This is a genomic window from Microcoleus sp. AS-A8 (assembly GCA_039962225.1).
Classification (GTDB): Bacteria; Cyanobacteriota; Cyanobacteriia; order Cyanobacteriales; family Coleofasciculaceae; genus Allocoleopsis.
This window is the reverse complement of sequence record JAMPKV010000002.1, coordinates 161,439-180,175: the sequence shown is the minus strand read 5'-3', so window position 1 is coordinate 180,175 and position 18,737 is coordinate 161,439. Positions and strand designations below refer to the sequence as shown.

The following is an 18,737-nucleotide window of genomic DNA, read 5'->3' as shown; positions in this document are numbered from 1 at the left end:
CTTAACTCCTATCGTGAAACAACCGTTTCGCTTTACTTCTCCCCTATATCGGCAGGAAGAAGACAGGTATCGTGTTGCTCCCCTTGCAACTAACAAATTCCTTCCTGATTCCTCCTCTTCTTAAAACAGAGCAGGAGAAAGTGGGAAGTGAAGCTTGAAGAAAAAGTTGGGGTAAGGCTTTTGATAACTGAACTGGTGTTCTAGATCTCTTTTTTCAGCCCCTTATCACTATTTCCGGAATTACTGGTTAATATTGGATGCGATCGGCTTTACGCGAAGCGCTATCGCGGATTTTTCCATTGGCAGCATTTTTTTCTAAATATTCAATAATCTTTCCCGCCACATCCACCTCAGTCGATTGCTCAATGCCTTCCAGTCCCGGTGAAGAATTCACCTCCATCACCACTGGGCCATGATTGGAGCGCAGCAAATCTACCCCTGCAACTCTCAGTCCCATCGCTTTGGCGGCTCGGGCAGCGGTGCTGCGCTCCTCCGGTGTCAACTTCATGGGTTCAGCTGTTCCGCCTCGGTGCAAGTTCGAGCGAAATTCCCCCGGTGCCCCCTGCCGTTTCATCGACGCAACAACCTTGTTGTCAATCACGAAACAGCGAATATCCATGCCTTCGGCTTCTTTAATAAACTCCTGCACCAGAATATTCGCGTCGAGGTCGCGAAAGGCTTCTATCACCGACTTGGCAGCTTGATGAGTTTCCGCCAACACTACACCAATTCCTTGAGTTCCCTCTAGCAATTTAATTACTAGGGGAGTTCCACCCACAATATCAATTAAGCCATCAATATCTTGGGTTGAATGGGCAAAGCCAGTGACAGGTAAACCAATTCCTTCACGGGAGAGAATCTGGAGACAGCGCAGCTTATCACGAGAACGGGAAATGGCTTGAGATTCGTTAGCCGTGAAGACACCCATCACTTCAAACTGCCGCACCACCGCCGTACCGTAGAATGTCTTTGACGCTCCAATGCGGGGAATAATCGCATCAAAGTTTTCCAACGGTTTTCCTTGATACATCACAGTCGGTTTATGGGAAGTAATGTTCATGTAGCAGCGCAGGTAATCAATCACCCGCATCTCGTGTCCCCGTGCTTCCCCAGCTTCCTTGAGGCGTCGAGTGGAATAAAGCGAAGCATCCTGTGATAATATGGCTATCTTCATAAAGATTTTTCTTCAGCCTGTTGGCGTGTTTTCCTCCCAGTCCGGCTTTGCAGGAAGGACTGACCCGCATCCACCAGAAAGCGCTGACGCACGGCCTGACGCCCCAGCAACATCCGAAAACTCATCTTATCCCGATTGGTTAGAGTCAGTTCAATGGGAAAAGCGAACTCACCGAGTTCGACAAGGGTTTGGATCACAGGTCGTAACTGGGTATAACCACCCGAATTGCGAACCTCTCGCTGGTCTATCAGTTCAGCTTGGGCGAGTACGGTTCGATGAGTGTCCCGTTGATAGGGATGCACTTTGAAGCGAACCCTCATTCTCCCATCCTGTTGGAATGCTTCGAGATCAAAAACATGTAAGGCAGACGAGCGTGCCCCGGTGTCAATTTTCGCTTTGACTTCTGGAATTCCCAGTTCAGGCAACGCCAGTTGTTCCCGCCAGCCGATGACTGGTAACGGTTCTTGGGAGATAGTAACGATTTTTTCCCTGTTTGGCACTGTGATTCCTCGATCGCAATCGCAGTTAGGCTCAACTTAGTCTCTGACAGATCATAAGCGATTCCCTGAATGTTAAGGAATGTAAATCCAATATGTATAGGCAATAGCGTAGTTTTATCTTTTTTTTACATTTGACAACATGAACGAAGTTAGTAGCGATAAACACACAAAAAATTGATGGAGGTGAATACTGTAAAAATACTCCGATGGAATCCAAAACTATTCTCACAGAAACACGTTTACGGTTTCGCTCCCTAAAAAATAGAAGTTTACTCATCAATAGACGAACAGACCTATCTTGAAAGTCAATTTTTAAGATAGGTCTATGAGTCGTAGACTCCCAGCACCAAGCGTTAACTTGCCGAAGCTTTACACAAATGACTTTTTAAGATTCTGGTAATTTATATTGTCCAACAATCCGCTGGGCGTACTCTGGAACATGCTCCTCTAACTTCTCTGGATGATGACGCTTGACATATAAATAGTTGCGAGTAAAGTGGGAATCTATCGAGAAGCGAGCATACTCTAAGCCTTGAGGGCCTATTTTTTCAATCACGACACCCATCAGTTTTGCCGCCCACATCGGTAGAGTCACAGCTTTGTCATAGGCGGGGATACTTTGTTGAACCGCGTTATGTCTGTCTCCCTTAGACATCACAGGCTGCGTTTCTAACTGGTTTTGCACCAAATCCAGCATTTCTTGCCCTGTGTCATTGCGTACCACAATCCACTGCCAACCAAAGGGTGCACCCATGTAACCCACAACTAAATCGGCTAAGGAGTTCACATAGTCAAAACAGCTCATGCAGGAGGGGGCGAACACATCTTTGAGTTGGTTTGTCTTCAGTCCAAAGAAAGGGACGGTTTCAACAGAGCCATCCTCATGCTTGAAGTGAACCCGGAAGTCTTGCATAAACTCGTAATGCACCACTGTTTCTGGAGAACGGCTGGTAGTATCTAAGAATTTTTGCAACCCCGCACGGGTGACGTTATCGACGCAGGGTGTTCCTAAAACGTAGAGCTTTTCTAAACCTAGCTGTTTTTCAACAGCGCGTAATGCTTGAATTTGGCAACCGACGCCAATCACCAGCAATCGCTTCATACCCGATTGCTCAATTTGCTCCAACACGGAAAGGTTGGGCGAAAGGGTTGGTTTATTCACCCGTGCCGCCAGTATTTCTTCGGGAGTTCGAGCAATGATGGGCATGGGTTGAAAGCGGTCTTCTTTGGTGTTTTGCACGCAGACGACACCTTCAACTTTGCCACTATTGAGCATTTCAATGGCAATGGAACTGACAATCCCCGTCCACTGGGCACCGTCAATCGGCTCGGTTTTCCGCGCTGCCATCATGTTCTGGCTGACGCCAAAGTACCAATCATCGGGATTATCGAGATTGCGGCTGCGTCCGTGTGCCTCTTGTTCGAGTTCGGCAATTTGTTGGTTTAAGAAGGCACAAGCTTCCTTGACATAGTGAATGTAATATGTATCGCACAGTCCGCACTCGCTACACAGTTCTTTGGCTGGGCGGCGGCTGGAGGATTTGAGGGCTTTGGCTTTTTTATGCTTGGCAGAATCGGGAGTTGTTGCAGTCATTGAAAGGTCGTCTCTTAAACTCAGGTCAATATAACTGAGGCACTATTGGCATTATCCCGCTTTCAATGCAGCCATTGACCCTAAATTCCTGGAGTTAGACCGCACTGGTGCAGGACATTACCGCCCATAATGTGATTAAAAAGCACTTGTGCGGCTCAATATTAAGTTAGACGGCACTACTTGTAAAGAATATAGTTTCAAAACTTATGAATTGGTCGAAAGAGCAGAATCAGCAAAAACTAAAAGAGCTGTACGGTGTTGAATTCCCCGATGCGCTTTTTGGTGTACATGACTTTATGATTAGTCGCACAGAAAATGATGATAAATCAATGGCATTGAGCGTTATTGGGCTTTACCCAGCTGGACCACTTGAGCTTCTTTTAGAATTTGATGATTTATTAGAGGCCAAGTTTATTGATAATGCGTTACTACATTGTCGATACTATCGAGATGTTCCTGAGTTTTTTACTTGCCTAACTGGTGAGTGTGATGGTGAACATTGGGGAATGCTGCTAGATGAACCAACACGGGGGTTCCGTGGTGTAGCGTCCTACTACAACAATGATGGGGCTGAAATGGCAGTATACGGAAGTCTATTGGATGCTATTGTTTCGAGATGTGATGAACAAATTTCGGGTTGCCAAGAATGGATCTCAGAGAGTGATGATTCTGAAGAAATCGCAGACTATCAAAAACAAATAGGAAATATTCTTCAGTTTCGCTCTGAGTTTGAGAAGTTTTTAGCAAAAAGCTCATTATTGGTTGATGAAGGCAGACCAGAAGGCTTCCATTCTGATACAAGTCTTAGTGTCATAAAACCAGAAGATTTCAAGCCTGATACTCATGGTGAAGCTATAGCAGCTCTCGCTGCGGGAAGATCCCTATGGTACTGGCATGGAGAAGAACACTCATCGAAAGCCTACAACTTGCTGAGAGAAGCTTACCTTACCTTGGAGAGATGCGAACTCATTCGCATACTCCATATTCATTATCAAAATCGCTCAAACGATTGGGTAGATTTACTTGAAAACCATCTGGCACGTATTAGCTCTGGGAATGATACTTTCTAACGGTTGAGCCAGTTACTCAATTCACAGCATATCAAATCAGAACTCACTCTTCTCACCACGAAGAGAATATTCCACTTGTCTACTGACTGGTGTGTAACCACACCTCTTAACTAATTGCCATTCCGTCATAGCCCCCCAGGTGAATTCGCTGGGGGGTTACAAGCTCCTCTTGATTTGCCAATGATAAAATCAAGAAAACTTAAGAGGATCGACTGATGACGGCTACACCGGTTAGACCCTCCAAATTTCTGCCTGAAGGGATCTGCATCCAACGCATCAACAACCTCACTCTCTTCAAATTCACCGATAAGCTGGGTGAACGGATGCAAGAACTCCTTGATAAGAACAAATTAGATACCCTTAGCTCAGACGAAAAGATCGAACTAGAGGCGATCGGCGAACTCGATGACATCTTCAGCTATATCAACGCTGTCATCGCTGCACAGGACAATGCCCATTCCTAAACCCCTCTATGACCAGGTAAGACTTCGTGCTCAATTGCGATCGCAGATGCAGATATTGTAGGGTGAGTTAACGAAGTGCGATCGCAAACCATCCTTCACTCAGCCAGATAAGCTTTAATCGCTCGAATTACCTCATCAGGAGCACTCAAGTGAGGGATGTGTCCTTGTGCTTTGATGTTGACTAGCTGACTGTGGGGAATCTGGGCAGCTAGATATCGACCCACTTCAGGGGGTACAGCCTTGTCGTCGCTCGACTGTATAATCAGCGTCGGTACAGTTAGGCGTGGTAAGTGGGCACGGAAGTCTGACTGAAAAATCGCACGGGCGAGAGCAAGGGCAATATCCGGGCGAACGGCTGCCATCGTACTGGCATACTCACGAGCCAGGCTGGGACGCTCTGGGTTGCCCATCATCAGAGGTGCGAAGAAGCCACAAGCCCAAGCCTCGTAGTTAGCAGACATCGCTGCATATAAAGCATCGAGGTCAGACTGCTCAAAGCCACCGTAGTAGTCTACATCGTTGAGGTAACGGGGCGATGCACCAATAAAAATTAGGCGGCTAAAGCGCTCTGGTTCGATTAGAGATGCGAGTAAACCAACCATGGCGCTGACGGAGTGACCAACCAAGATAGCGTGCGTCAGCTTGAATTCAGCACACAGATCCAGTAAATCCTCTGCATAGCCGTAGAGGCTGCTGTAGCGCGATCGGCTGTAGGCGGTAAAATCAGACTTACCCGCCCCGACATGGTCGAAGAGTACAATGCGATAGTCAGATTCAAAGGCGGCGACAATATGTCGCCAAACCGTCTGATCAGCACCGAAACCGTGAGCAAAAATCAGCGTTTGATTGCCTTGGCCTTGTACGTTTACATGATTGCGTTTAATGATACTCGTTGCCATTGCAGTTGTAGATCGTTTCTTTTTCGGGTACAAAACATGAGATTTCAGCCAAAGTTCAAATTAAATTACAAACAGGCATTCAGGCTGTTCCTGCTGGCTAATGCTCTAGTCTTGGTGATCGGAGTGTTATTGTTCCTACAGTCTCCGGGAGAGGCGGCTGTTAGAGTGACGCGGATTGGCGCAGCAGGAAAAACCGTCTCCCATAAGCTGCAAATGGCTAAAACAGATATCGTCTTTGTAGAATGCAATACTGGCGCTGAGCCAAAACTAGGTTACCTCAGAAACCAGTTAGCGCTTACCTGTCCATAATTCGTAGTGATTGCTGCTCATCATCCACGCCCAACGCTACATTAAAGCTACACAAGATTCCCAGCCCCTGTGTGTCAGACCACCTGTGTACCTAGAAAGTGCCATTTGACCCGTGAGTCATAGCATGTTAGCCAGTAGCGTCAATTACGAAATCACCTGAGATAAGCTACCAGATATGCTGGGTGTACGACGTGCGGGTGTCACGGAGGCGGCTGACACACTTCAACAGGCAGGACTGATTCGCTACACCCGTGGCAAAGTTACCATTCTGAATCGGGAAGAATTGGAAGCCGCCTTGTGTGAGTGTTATGAAATCATCAACGGCGACTACGTTAGGTTGCTAAACACTGAACACAGTTGAACGCTCTTGTCAACTAGAGATGCGATCGCAACCCACCACACCCCCACCTCTTGGCTCTGGGCCGCCTATACCGCTTGCGGTATAGGCGGCCCGGCTGTCAATTACATATCATATAAGAACTGGTTTTTCAGTTGCTGGTAAATAAACACCTTTTGACATTGGGACTAGGCTCTAAATTCTTCTCCTGATGCCGTTAATTGTTTTTTATAACAACGACTCAATGCTAGGAAATTCTTAATACCCGATGTCCGAAGCCTCCCTCCAGGCAGTCAATCGACTGCTAGCCGCTCTGCCAGATGCAGAGTACCAGCGTCTTGTTCCCCATCTAGAGCGCGTCCCGCTCCCTCTCAAGCAAGTCCTTCACAAGAGGGGTGAATCAATCGAATATCTGTATTTCCCCCATCGCGCAATAGTTTCTTTGATTTCCACTCCGGAAGAACGCTCGAAGGTCGAAGTCGGCTTAGTGGGTAATGAGGGGATAGTGGGTATTCCCGCCGCTTTGGGAGACAACATCGCGACCACAACTGCGATAGTGCAGATACCAGACTCTGGCATGAGGATGGAGGCAAGCTTGCTTAAAACCGAGTTTCAGCAGGGTGGTGTACTGCAAAGTCTGCTGCTGCGGTACACGCAAGCGCTGTACGCTCTAGCCTCACAAAACGCGGCTTGCAACCGCCTCCATCACCTCGACGAGAGACTCGTTCGTTGGCTACTGCTCATCTTTGACCGTGTAGGGTCAAACGAGTTGCCCCTGACTCATGAATTTATCTCCGAGATGCTGGGTGTACGACGTGCGGGTGTCACGGAGGCGGCTAACCGCCTTCAACAGGCAGGACTGATTCGCTGCACCCGTGGCAAAATTACCATCCTGAATCGACAGAAATTAGAAGTCGCTTCCTGTTCGTGTTATGGAATCATCAAAGGCGAGTACGCTAGGTTGCTAGACACTGACAACGGTTGAGAGCTGTTGTTAGATAGAGATGCGATTGAGAAGTACATTGCAAGCGTTGAGTTTGGCAACGATGTTCCTTCTACACAAGCGGCCTTAACAAAAGCCGTCGAGAAATCCCCATTAGTGGCAAGGCGGATTATTGAGCGAGTGCGAATACCGCCTTACGCTAAGAGTGGGGATGACAGGCGGGTCAATCGAGGGGGTTCAACACCCCTGAGATTGACAACTTCCTAATGAGTTCTCGCAGCACATCATTTTGATTGCGGTCTGTAATCTGGCAGTACTTTGATAGATGCTCTTTTTCTCTATCGGGTAAACGAATACTAATTTGAGGCATGGTAGCAATTACGTATGAATATGCTACAATTATAGTGGTTGATGACCCGTCCGGCTGTATGGAACAGACAGGCTGATGTCCGTTGTAGAGTTACAACTCTTGCCGCAGAAACATCAGAGTCCGGAGAAAGAACATGACCGCTGGTTCGCACGATTACGCTCTGCGATAAAAAATAAGCCAAGTTGTGTTGTACGAGAAAGAAATAACAACCTGTGGAAGACGGGTTGCTGCCAGGGTAGCGATTTCTCGCTACGGGAGTTAGAGGTCGAGTATCTAAACCTCCAGACGCTTTGTAAGCCCAGACGCTCGTTCCTCGCTAACGCTGCGCTATCATCGGGTTTAGTCCCGAACTTCTTCTTGTAGGAAGTCCCCAACGTGGCAGAGCGGTTGAAACTGGAAGCTGCCTAAGAACTGTACTCAGTTCATTGGCAGTACTTCACCGCTAATGTCCATCGAACAGTAGACAAGAGCAGAGCTTCATTGATGCTACTTTATGGGCATCGGTATAAAGAATGAGCGATCGCATAATTAGGACGTAATTGAAGAAGGCAGAGGGCAGAAGAAGGAAGGCAGAAGGAGGGAGTGTCAGGGGGATTGTAACCCTTGCTCCGAATCCGTCGCCAGAAGCCTTGGGCTATCGGCAGAAGGAAAATCCTTCTGCCTTCTACCCTTTGCCTTCTACCTTTCTTGTTCAACACCCCACACTCAACACGCCAGCGAGGTGTTAATTACACGAACGTTGAACGGCAAGGGCACCTTAACTAACAAGGAGATAGACTACATGGCTCAAACAAAGAACGATTCAAAGGTCGAATCTGAGAATTTTAATGAGCTATCGACAGACACAGCCTTAATCGAGCCGAAACAAGACCGATTGGGATATGCACCCTTCGCCCAACACCTTGCAGAGAGTATTTGCAAAATGAACTTTCCTGAAGGGTTCGTTATTGCCGTTTACGGTGCTTCGGGTTCCGGTAAATCGACACTGTTGAACTTCTTAAGGTACTATCTCAAGCAAAAGCCAGAGAACGAGCAACCCATTATCGTCTCTTTTAATCCCTGGTTATTTTCTGGAGACGAAGACATTACGAAGCGCTTCGTTAACCAATTACAAAGCAGTTTGAGCCAATTGAAATTTGTGCCCAGAGGCTTCAGAGCTAGGGTCGCCAATTTTGTTAAAGCGGCTACGGAAATTCCTCTTCCTTACGCTCAAGCGGGTAAGGCAGTTGTAAGATTATTTGACGATCAACAAAAGGAGACTTCCACCTTAAAAGAAGAACTCGAAGATACGCTGGAAAATCACTCCACGCGAATCGTGGTAACGATTGACGATATTGACCGACTCCCTGCTGAGGATATCAGGGCATTGTTTCACCTGATCACAGCAATTCCAAATTTTACTAACGTCGTCTATTTTCTGGCTTTAGATAAGGAAATTGTCGTCAAAAATCTGGCAGATGCCCAAGGTATACCCGGAGAAACCTACCTCGATCAGATTGTTCAGGCTTCTTTTGAGGTACCTCTTCCCGATAAATCTTCATTGCGTAGGCTGCTTTTTGAAAAACTCAGTGCCGTACTTGCTGACACCCCGAAGCCGCTGTTCGATCAAAGCCACTGGGGTAACGTTTACTTTCAAGGGCTAGACCATTTTATTACCAACCCCCGCGACATTGTTCGCCTGGCCAACATCTTAACCGTCACCTACCCTGCCGTGAAAGGGGAAGTGAATCCAGTGGATTTTATTGCTATTGAGTCACTGCGAGTTTTTCGCCCAATGGTATATGATCTAATCCGCAAAAATCAAAAGTTTTTTGCCGGCCCGGCGAAGGCGAAAGGGTTTCTATTTCCTACAGTGGACGAACTCAAAGCTTTTCACAATTCGTGGATTTCTCAGCTACAAAATGAGGATAAAGAACCGATAAAGCGTCTACTATTACGCCTCTTTCCTAAGTTAGAAGCCGTTTATCACGATACTTACTGCGATGAAAAAAACGAGTCAAGATGGCGCAAGCACCTGCGTGTTTGTAGCTTAGATATATTTCCCAACTATTTTCGTCTGACGTTAACAGAAGATGAATTCTCTGATACTGAGGCGAAAGCTCTCCTTGCTTTGACAAACGATGCAAAGGCATTTGGGGAAAATCTTATAGAACTTGCCAATCAAAAACGCAAAGATGGCACGACCCAAGCTCGGGTATCTCTTGAACGGCTTGAGGATTATACTGAACAAGAGATTCCTGGGAATAATATTCCCTCAATTGTGCAAGGCTTGTTTGATGTGGGCGATCATCTTTTGCGTCCCGAAGATGAACCGCAGGGAATGTTTGATTTTAGTAATGACATTAGAATTGGGCGCATCATCTCACAGCTATTGCGTAGGCTGGACGAACAAGCACGGTTTGAAATGTTGAAAGAGGCGATGTCAAACGGTAACGCCTTATCGATAATTGTTCGCGAAGTAGTAACCTTGGGTCAGGAACAAGGTAAGTATGAAGCCGATGAATCTATCCCAGAAGAGGAATGGCTAATCGGTGAACAACACCTTAAAAAACTTGAAGAAGTCGCGTTGAAGCGGCTACGAGATGCTGCACAGCAAAACTCTCTACTGCAAGTTCCAAAGTTACCTGAAAAATTATACTATTGGCAAAGTTGGGCAGGAGAAGAGGAAGTCAAGCAATGGGTTGAGAAGATTATTGAAAACGACGAGGGGTTAGTTAATTTATTGGAGAAGTTCCTGCAAAAAGATATTAGCGAGTATGGGTCGGATGAGATTGAAAAAACAGGCTACAGGCTTGACCCTAAGTGGCTCGCACCCTACCTCGAACCCTCCTCGATCGCTGACCGAATTAGCCGCCTCGATGAAACGAGTGAGTTAACAGAAGATCGCAAAGCTGCGATCGCGCAATTTATCCAAGAATATGAAATACAGCAGCAGGAACAAGACCCGGATTAGGCAAGGATTTAGGAGCAAACTTATTCCTTTGCTTCAATCAGCTCTGTTGGCTGCGTGACTGGGAATAGGACTTGCATGAGCTGACGCACGCCTACAGAACGCTGCTCGTGTAAAAAAACTAAGGGCAGCAGGGCAAGAAGCCGCCTTTATCAGCCTGTTCCAGCTAACGATAGAGTTAAGGGAGACTTTAAGAACCTGACGATACCGAGTGCTTCCGACTGGCTGGATAAGAACCCACTACTTAAGTGGGGCGTGATCGGTCGCATAGCTGCGTTAGCATGGCTGCTTGCACAAGCATTCAACAACCAGGGGCGAATTTAGGATGGAACTTTGGGCAGAACCACTACGGCTGTCACTGGAGATTGCTAGTAGAGCGGTAGTCGGCTACGCTTCGGCAGTGAGCGAGGCGACCAATCTCTACTGGGATATTTATGAAAAAACGTTTGGCAGCGTTCTGCAAAGCCCAAGCTTGGGGTACACCCGTGAATTCAACAACAAATTGTTTAAGAGCTTTGATGCCTGGATAAACTTCTCTAAGGCAAGCGTTGACTATCAGCTTGTGCTGGTCGAGGTTTGGTTAAAAGCCTTTGAGGAGCTGACGCGGGAGTTAGCCTCCTCAAAGGAAAAGGACGACACGGTTCAGAACTGGCAGCAGTTTCTGCAAGTCTGGAGTAGCGTATTTGATCGAGTCTTCGCACAGACGTTCCGTTCCGAAGATGCCCTTGAGATCCAAGGGAAGTTCTTGAACTCAGCCATGACTTACAGGTTGCACCAGCAACAGCTAATGGAAGTCTTTCTGAAGATGAATGACTTACCGAGCAGGAGCGAAGTAGACGAGATTCACCGCAGCATTTACGAGCTGCGTAAGGAAATTAAAAGCCTGAAAAAATCTTTAGCACAATCCCAGACTAAAAAGGACTAGCATTAATGCAACTGAAACCAATCAATCAGCAGGTCGTTGCCGTCGTTGGAGCCTCCAGCGGCATTGGGCGCGAGACAGCTCTCCAATTCGCAAAACGAGGGGCAAAGGTGGTTGTCTCTGGTCGCAGTGAGTCAAAGTTAGCCTCGTTGGTGGATGAGATTCGTAGCTTTGGCGGTGAGGTAACGCCTATAGTCATCGATGATGTAGCGGTATTCGAGCAAGTCAAAGCGATCGCAGACCGTACCGTAGAAGTGTATGGACGACTCGATACCTGGGTGCATGTTCCTGCTACCGCCGTCTTTGCCACGTTCGATAATAAAACACCCCAAGAGTTTCAGCGCGTCGTTGATGTCACCTTGATGGGGCAGGTATACGGTGCGATGGCAGCGCTACCCCATCTCAAGCGTGAGGGACGGGGGGCACTGATTCACCTTTCTTCAATGGAGGGTGTGCGAAGTCTCCCCTACCAGAGCGCATACTCCGCAGCCAAGCACGGGATAGAGGGCTTTGTCGAAGCGATGCGCCTCGAACTGCAACATGAGAAAATCCCCATCAGCGTGACGAGTATCAAGCCAGCCGTGATCGACACACCCTTTTGGGACAATGCTCGCACGAAGTTAGGCGTGAAGCCGTCAGGAATACCTCCCTATTACTCACCTAGCTTGGTAGCTGACGCAATTCTCTATACTGCCGAACACCCAACTCGTGACTTCTTCGTTGGGGATGCCGCTAGGCTGCTAGATTTCCTTCAGCGGCTTTCGCCCGAACTGGTAGATTCCTTGCTGTTGCTCGTCGGCTTCCCGTTACAGCACAGCAATGTGCCGAAGTCTGAAGATGCGCCAAATAATCTTTACGAGCCGGTCCCGGAACACCACACAATTGAGGGAAGCCTTAGCGATGTGCTAGAGATACCGAGCATTAGCGACTGGCTGGATAAGAATCCGGCGCTCAAGTGGGGTGCGCTCACGGGTGTGGCAGCCTTAGCCTTCCTGGCAACTCAAGCCTTCAACAACGAGGGATGAATTTAGGTTGAACTGGGCAACGCCCGTACATCTGTGAGCCAAATAGTTGCTAATTCTCAAAGCGCGTTACAAAGAAAGGCAGAGGGGCGAGGGCAGAAGGCATTTGTGTTAGGAGTATCAATAAAAACTTTAGTTGTGGGTATAAAGCCCACTAAAAAAGAAGATGTATTTCGAGACGCTCCGCGCAAGAAATACGGCGTCCTCCCTCGATTCCCCATTCCCCATTCCCGACTCCCATTTGTTGTGCATTTTTAATGCACGACAGCTTATCAGGTAGTGCTGCAAAGCCTTGGCAGAATCTCAGACGAACGGTTGAAGTATGAATTATGAAAAATTCGATGACGTGGAAGTACCTATTTCTGAGCAAGGCTGTAATAAATTGGGCTGAATTTGTCGGGTTACTGTTTGGCGACCAATGGATTCGCGAGTTGCTTAATCTGAAACCTCTCATCAATCCTGAGTATCTACACATGTTTATTGTGTTGATATTCATTTTCGGGATTGGCTATTGGTGGGTTGGTAACGACCTTTCTAGTAATCGCGATCTCGTGAAACTTGGCATTTGCGCCCAATCCTTGGTTTTCCCCGTGCTGGTTTATCACACCGCGATCGGCAATCTCCACCCACTTTATTTGATTCCGGGCGTCATTGACCAAGTCTATTCGATTCTCTTCGGTCTGTTTCTCTACTCCTACAATGAGACTAAACCAGCTCTGGAATGACTATTCGCAATGACTTCAGCATACCGATTTAGCAACTCAGAGCTAACCCAAAAACTAGTCAAGGGCGTCGAGAGCTTAAGTCGCCTGCGCGAGGAGGATATTCAGATCGGGGCGACTCCTAAAGAAGAGGTGTACCGGGAGGACAAGGTGGTGCTGTACCGCTTCACGCCAAAGGTGGAGCCTTCGCTGAACATTCCTATCCTCATCGTTTATGCCCTGGTTAACCGTCCCTACATTGTCGATTTACAGGAGGGGCGATCGCTTGTTGCCAATTTGCTTAACCTTGGCATGGATGTTTACCTGATCGACTGGGGTTATCCGACTAAAATCATCAGTAGTTATGTCTTCATGGAACTTACTCAACCCTATTTCACAGGTTACATGACTAGTAAAAACTCATTTATTTAGACAGGGTACAAGGCTTGCTAGGCATGATTAGAAGCCACTTCTTTCACAAATACCATTTGCAACCAATTCTTAAAAATATAGTTTTTATTCATTGCACATTATAATTAGTTATCGACTTATTGTTAACATTGCTGACAGAGCAATTAGTATCCAATCAGACAATCACAGGAGAAACACGATGGATTGGAATAGTAACTTTGAGCAGTACTTAAGACAGTTAAGCGAGTTACAGAGAGGGATTTTCACTAGCTGGACATCCATGATGCCGAATCTGCAAAGTTCCAACACGCCCAACTTCCGCGATTCTGTCGATAACACTCTGAGATTTCAGGAACAGATGGTGACGAGTTCTTTGGAATTCCAAGCTCTATTGAGTCGTCTGTCAATCGAAGCCCAGAAGCAATTTTGGGAGAGCTATTTCAATATGTTACGGAAGCCGTAAATCAAAACAGCTAAATGAGCCGTAGAGTTACATCGGTTCACCTATAGAGTGTTTCAAAATTATTAGGAAATTATCAACTTTACAAACATTTCCTAAGGACTAATAAAGCCCCCAAGATCATATTTTGGGGAGCTTTTTAAATTTTAAATATGAAACAATTCTCCCAAGCTAGAAGTTTCTCAGTAGTTTTTCCATGAGAAGTCTCAATTAATTCTGCTTATCAAAAGTTAACATAGCCTATGAAGGCTAATCGTCTACCTCTAAAAAGGATATAGTGTTAAGCCAAGTTGTACTCGCAACTACAAACTAAGCCAGCTTGTAGTCGTGCATACAAAAACCTCAAATACTGCACTTTAGAAGTAGTTCCTGCGTGACTCGATGCTCAGTCCACTACACCTCAACCCAATACTTAGCCAGCAGACAAAGCCGTGAATCCTCTTTTAGCTAGAACGCTAATCTCCATCTGAATATCAATTACGAATTACGTAGCTTGCTAACGCGAGAGCAAGTACTACGAACTACGAATTGTTAATTCCCCATCCGAAGACTGACCTGATAAGCTTACAAGTGGACAGCTATTCTCAGTTTCTATTAATAGTTTCAAACTAGTGGCTGGTGCTTGAAGGGTTACGGCTTGCCGCCTGAATGTTGGGAACAGGACTCGCATGAGCTGACCCAGAGCCACAGAGCGCTGCTCGTGCACAAAAACTAAGGGCAGCAGGGCAAACAGCCGCAGGACGGCTGAGAGAGCAAACACTGTGGGCAAGCCACCAAAATTAGTCACCGTCGCAACATAGCCACCCACGGTGATTCCGATTGCGCCAGTGATACCAGGAACTGCCGCCGCGATCGCAAAATAAATCGACTGATTGCGTAGCGGTGTCACTGCCATCATCAGATTGCCACTGCACAGGTCTATCGCTGCCCAAGTCGCACCGCCCACGATATGCAACAAGGGGAACCACACCCAAAGGAAAATGGGAGCGGTTCCAGTTTCTAACCAAAGTAGAGGCGTCAACCCTACCAAGATGCCCACAGTTATCATCAGTGGGCGATTGCCAATCCGGTCAGCCAGTCTGCCCCAGAACATCAGCATCAGCAAGTTAGCACCCGCTCCTAAGCTGCCATAGATCGTGACCACGCTCACATCTAAGTTCAGGTCACCCAGCAAATAAAGGTTAAAGAAGGGAGCGCTGATGTTAACTGCAAAGCTCCACAAGCCTGAGTAAAGCAGAAACCTCAAAAAATTGGCATCCTTGAGGAAGCTAAACACTGTCCCCACGGATGTCCCTGGGTCTGTATCCGAATCGGCGGCGTGTACTAGCGTTGGGTTGAAATCTTTCATCAAGAAGTGAAAGCCCAGACTGATTATCCCCAGCACAATTCCCAGAACTAACACCGCACCGAAGCCAGAGAGCGAGCCACCAGGCCACTTCGATACCGCTAGACCCAGCAGCGGCACACCGATGAGATTTGTCAAGTTCACCACACTATTGCGAAAGCCAAAATAGCGCCCCCGCAATCGGGAGGGTACTAACACAGCCATCCAGCTGAAAAAGGAAGCACGACCCAAGGCTTCCAGGATATTAGTCACCCAGATAATGAAGAGTGTCAACAGCACCAGCTGGTGCGGCTGGATACGAGACGTGCTGACCAACCAAATCCCTGGCACAATCAGCAACCATAGCAGCCGCGACGTGCCGAAAATCAATATGGAATACCAATTGCGGCTCTGGATGCGGTCTCCCAGATAGGCTCCCAGTGGTTGCAGCAGATTTGTCAGCTGGGGAATAGACGCCAACATGCCAATTTCCACTGCACTGGCACCGAGATCCAGCAAGAAATTACTGAGCAAGGCACCGCCAATGATACTGCAAAAGACCGTAGCGAAGGCACCTTCGGTCGTTAATGCCTTGAGGCTTGTCCGAATTTCTCGCTTGGAAATTTTGAGAGGCGGTTTTGCAGGAAGTACCGTCCCGGATAATGCCTTATCCTCTTGTTTGACTTTTAGTAGTAAATCTTTCTCGGTTTGTTGAAAATCTTCAACTACTCCTGCCCCGTTTAGTAATCCTATGGATAGGGGATTCATGGGTATATTTCTGTAACATACGCTACATTATACCAATAATGGCAGAGTTTGTTTCTCTTTGTTTCTTGCAACATCCTCACTAGGATAGATTTCTGCAAGAGGTCTAATGAAGTACGAACACGAATCCCTCCCCGTTCAGGGGAGGGATCGTCAATTCCCTATATCAAGAGTGAGCGGATGAGCTGGCAGGTGGAGATTTGTGCTCAGATTCGATTAAGGGTAAGGGTTTCAAACTGGTGCGTCCGGCTTGAATGGCCCCGGCTTGGCGCTTGAGTGTGGGGATAATGACTTTCATGAGCTGACGCACACGCACAGAACGCCGCTCGTGTACAAAAACTAAGGGCAGCAGGGCAAGCAGCCGCAGGACGGCTGAGAGAGCAAACGCCGTTGGCAAGCCACCAAAATTAGTCAGAGTCGCGACATAGCCACCAGCAGCGATTCCCATTGCGCCAGTGATACCAGGAACCGCCGCCGCGATCGCAAAGTAAATCGACTGATTGCGTAGCGGTGTCACTGCCATCATCAGATTGCCGCTGCACAGGTCAATTGCCGCCCACGTCGCACCACCCAGGATGTGCAACAAGGGGAACCAGGCCCAAAGGAAAATGGGAGCGGTTCCAGCTTCTAACCAAAGTAGAGGCGTCAACCCTACCAAGATGCCCACAGTTATCATCAGTGGGCGATTGCCAATCCGGTCAGCCAGTTTGCCCCAGAAAATCAGCATCAGCAAGTTAGCACCCGCTCCTAAGCTGTTATAGAGCGTGACCACGCTCACATCTAAGTTCAGGTCACCCAGCAAGTAGAGGTTAAAGAAGGGAGCGCTGACGTTAACCGCAAAGCTCCAGAAGGCGGAGTAAAGCAGAAACCTCAAAAAATTGCCATCTTTGAGGAAGCCAAAAACTCTCCCCCAGGGCGACGCGTGGCCTGTCTCCTCATCGGCGGCATGTACTAGCTTTGGGTTGACATCACTCATCCAGAACTGAAAGACCAGACTGAGTGTGGCAAACACAACTCCCACAACCAAGACCACACCGAATCCAGACAGCGAGCCACCGGGCCACTTCGATACCGCTAGACCCATCAGCGGCACACCGATGAGATTGGTCAAGGTCACCACACTATTGCGAAAGCCAAAATACCGTCCCCGCAATCGTTCCGGTACTAACACAGCTATCCAGCTGAGAAAGGAAGCACGACCCAAAGCTTCCATCACATTACTCAGGCAGATAATGGCCAATGTCAACAGCACCAACTGGCGCGGCTGGATACGAGATGTACTCACCAACCAAATCCCCGGCACAATCAGCAACCACGGCAGCCGTGATGAGCCGAAAATCAACAGGGAATACCAGTGGCGGCTCTTGATGTGGTCTCCCAAAAAGGCTCCCACCGGTTGCAGCAGATTGGTCAACTGGGGAATAGAGGCGAGCAGACCAATTTCTACGGTACTGGCACCGAGATCCAGCAAGAAATTACTCAGCAGTGCGCCGCCAATGATACTGTAAAAGACCGTAGCGAAGCCACCTTCGGTCGTTAATGCCCTCAGGCTTGTGCGAATTTCCCGCTTAGAAATTTTAAAAGGCGGAGTTGGAGTTGCAGGAAGTTGCGTGTGTATTAATGCCGTATCCTCTGGGATTTCCTGAATGGACACAGGAATCGTTTTTAGTAAAATTTCATCTTCTTGTTGCCCTAACATAGCGTCTAGCAATATTTAAAGAGTTAACGGGAACTTAATCGTTACTTGAATCACAGCGCCTTTCCCAAGACAAATCTCCGGAAAAATGCTTAATTGAAATCCTGTCCTGGTCACTCTTTTCCTAGCGGTTAATTGCTCAAGAATAGAGTTTTATTACCTTAACCAACGGGTGGAGCAAATCCGCCAAAAAATTGATTTTATCCGCAATCTTTAATGATTTTTTTTAGACTTCAAGTCATTCATCTTCTAGCTTAGGTTAAGCTACTATAATCTCCCCGACATCCTTCTGTAGAATTATTGTTTTCATGAATCTATTGGGAGTTTTAACCCCGAAGGTTGGCTTGAATTGTTTTCGAGTGAATCCTGAGAGGTCATTTCTCACGGGGGCTTTTTTGGTCAACCCTAGGACTAGGGATTTTTATCCAGAAACGATGACCTAATTCCTCTGATCTGGACGGCACACTCCGTGAAACACTCAAGGGACAGCGACACTTCCAACATCTCCAAGGTCAACGCCTTATTGTCAGGTCAGTGCCCAGATGGCCATTCGTGCCGACAAAGTTGATTGGATAATGGTCGGCCTCACCAACCCATGCGGTGTTGACGCAGGTCATAAACCCATGAATCTACAATAATAATATTATTCACTTTATTGTAGGTGTTCTCTCCTCAGGCAGGACTGGCTCTATCACTAATTTTAGAGATAATATCGAATGGGAATCAGCGCACAAGGTATGTCCAAGCACAATCAGTCTTAATATTTGCTGTTGCTTCGATCAACAAGCAAGACTTGCCGCTCTAGCAATTTGTGATTTTGACTCGA

General features: G+C 47.4%; 19 protein-coding genes. 13 read left to right on the top strand and 6 right to left on the bottom strand.

The features are described from left to right. Positions 1–247: 247 nt before the first annotated feature. From rimK to NDI48_03930, 3 genes are all read right to left on the bottom strand, one after another. Positions 248–1,174 carry a 30S ribosomal protein S6--L-glutamate ligase gene (gene rimK, locus NDI48_03940; protein ID MEP0830355.1) on the bottom strand — a complete coding sequence of 309 codons (927 nt, stop codon included), beginning with the start codon at positions 1,172–1,174 and terminating at the stop codon, positions 248–250. Then, positions 1,171–1,674 carry a RimK/LysX family protein gene (locus tag NDI48_03935; GenBank protein ID MEP0830354.1) on the bottom strand — a complete coding sequence of 168 codons (504 nt, stop codon included), beginning with the start codon at positions 1,672–1,674 and terminating at the stop codon, positions 1,171–1,173. The genes rimK and NDI48_03935 overlap by 4 nt, the downstream gene beginning before the upstream one ends. 385 nt (positions 1,675–2,059) lie before the next feature. Beyond that, positions 2,060–3,268, bottom strand: coding sequence for a Coenzyme F420 hydrogenase/dehydrogenase, beta subunit C-terminal domain (locus NDI48_03930; GenBank protein MEP0830353.1), 1,209 nt, complete (start codon positions 3,266–3,268; stop codon positions 2,060–2,062). 206 nt (positions 3,269–3,474) lie between these two features. Between NDI48_03930 and NDI48_03925 the strand changes: the two genes are divergently transcribed. Further along, positions 3,475–4,338 (top strand): HPF1 family protein, encoded by an 864-nt coding sequence (locus tag NDI48_03925; protein MEP0830352.1) that lies wholly within the window; start codon positions 3,475–3,477, stop codon positions 4,336–4,338. A gap of 215 nt (positions 4,339–4,553) precedes the next feature. Beyond that, on the top strand, positions 4,554–4,802 hold the full coding sequence (locus NDI48_03920) for a hypothetical protein (protein MEP0830351.1): 249 nt from the start codon (positions 4,554–4,556) through the stop codon (positions 4,800–4,802). A gap of 95 nt (positions 4,803–4,897) precedes the next feature. Here the strand turns inward: NDI48_03920 and NDI48_03915 are convergent, their stop codons facing one another. Continuing rightward, the gene (locus NDI48_03915; GenBank protein MEP0830350.1) at positions 4,898–5,701 is read right to left on the bottom strand and encodes an alpha/beta hydrolase; all 804 of its coding nucleotides are present in this window, start codon (positions 5,699–5,701) and stop codon (positions 4,898–4,900) included. Positions 5,702–5,737: 36 nt separating this feature from the next. Here NDI48_03915 and NDI48_03910 point away from each other — a divergent pair, with 36 nt between their 5' ends. From NDI48_03910 to NDI48_03860, 11 genes are all read left to right on the top strand, one after another. Continuing rightward, positions 5,738–6,010, top strand: a complete 273-nt coding sequence (locus NDI48_03910; protein ID MEP0830349.1) for a hypothetical protein — start codon at positions 5,738–5,740, stop codon at positions 6,008–6,010. A gap of 175 nt (positions 6,011–6,185) precedes the next feature. After that, positions 6,186–6,371: a helix-turn-helix domain-containing protein gene (locus NDI48_03905; protein MEP0830348.1), complete on the top strand. Its 186-nt coding sequence runs from the start codon at positions 6,186–6,188 to the stop codon at positions 6,369–6,371. Between the two features lie 244 nt (positions 6,372–6,615). After that, on the top strand, positions 6,616–7,332 hold the full coding sequence (locus NDI48_03900; GenBank protein ID MEP0830347.1) for a Crp/Fnr family transcriptional regulator: 717 nt from the start codon (positions 6,616–6,618) through the stop codon (positions 7,330–7,332). A 6-nt stretch (positions 7,333–7,338) separates the two neighbouring features. Further along, positions 7,339–7,557 carry a hypothetical protein gene (locus NDI48_03895; GenBank protein ID MEP0830346.1) on the top strand — a complete coding sequence of 73 codons (219 nt, stop codon included), beginning with the start codon at positions 7,339–7,341 and terminating at the stop codon, positions 7,555–7,557. A gap of 178 nt (positions 7,558–7,735) precedes the next feature. After that, positions 7,736–8,023 carry a hypothetical protein gene (locus NDI48_03890; protein MEP0830345.1) on the top strand — a complete coding sequence of 96 codons (288 nt, stop codon included), beginning with the start codon at positions 7,736–7,738 and terminating at the stop codon, positions 8,021–8,023. A 418-nt stretch (positions 8,024–8,441) separates the two neighbouring features. Next, positions 8,442–10,613, top strand: a complete 2,172-nt coding sequence (locus NDI48_03885; GenBank protein MEP0830344.1) for a P-loop NTPase fold protein — start codon at positions 8,442–8,444, stop codon at positions 10,611–10,613. 322 nt (positions 10,614–10,935) lie between these two features. After that, positions 10,936–11,535, top strand: coding sequence for a hypothetical protein (locus tag NDI48_03880; GenBank protein MEP0830343.1), 600 nt, complete (start codon positions 10,936–10,938; stop codon positions 11,533–11,535). 5 nt (positions 11,536–11,540) lie between these two features. After that, complete coding sequence (locus NDI48_03875) at positions 11,541–12,557, top strand: SDR family oxidoreductase (GenBank protein ID MEP0830342.1); 1,017 nt, start codon at positions 11,541–11,543, stop codon at positions 12,555–12,557. 326 nt (positions 12,558–12,883) lie between these two features. Beyond that, positions 12,884–13,279, top strand: a complete 396-nt coding sequence (locus NDI48_03870) for a hypothetical protein (GenBank protein ID MEP0830341.1) — start codon at positions 12,884–12,886, stop codon at positions 13,277–13,279. 9 nt (positions 13,280–13,288) lie between these two features. Further along, a complete protein-coding gene (locus NDI48_03865) occupies positions 13,289–13,687 on the top strand; it encodes a hypothetical protein (GenBank protein ID MEP0830340.1) in 399 nt (132 codons plus the stop codon). A 178-nt stretch (positions 13,688–13,865) separates the two neighbouring features. Then, positions 13,866–14,129: a hypothetical protein gene (locus NDI48_03860; GenBank protein ID MEP0830339.1), complete on the top strand. Its 264-nt coding sequence runs from the start codon at positions 13,866–13,868 to the stop codon at positions 14,127–14,129. 511 nt (positions 14,130–14,640) lie between these two features. Here the strand turns inward: NDI48_03860 and NDI48_03855 are convergent. Together NDI48_03855 and NDI48_03850 are read right to left on the bottom strand one after the other, a co-directional pair. Further along, positions 14,641–16,218: an MFS transporter gene (locus tag NDI48_03855; protein ID MEP0830338.1), complete on the bottom strand. Its 1,578-nt coding sequence runs from the start codon at positions 16,216–16,218 to the stop codon at positions 14,641–14,643. A gap of 163 nt (positions 16,219–16,381) precedes the next feature. After that, positions 16,382–17,914, bottom strand: a complete 1,533-nt coding sequence (locus NDI48_03850; protein MEP0830337.1) for an MFS transporter — start codon at positions 17,912–17,914, stop codon at positions 16,382–16,384. Between the last annotated feature and the right edge of the window lie 823 nt (positions 17,915–18,737).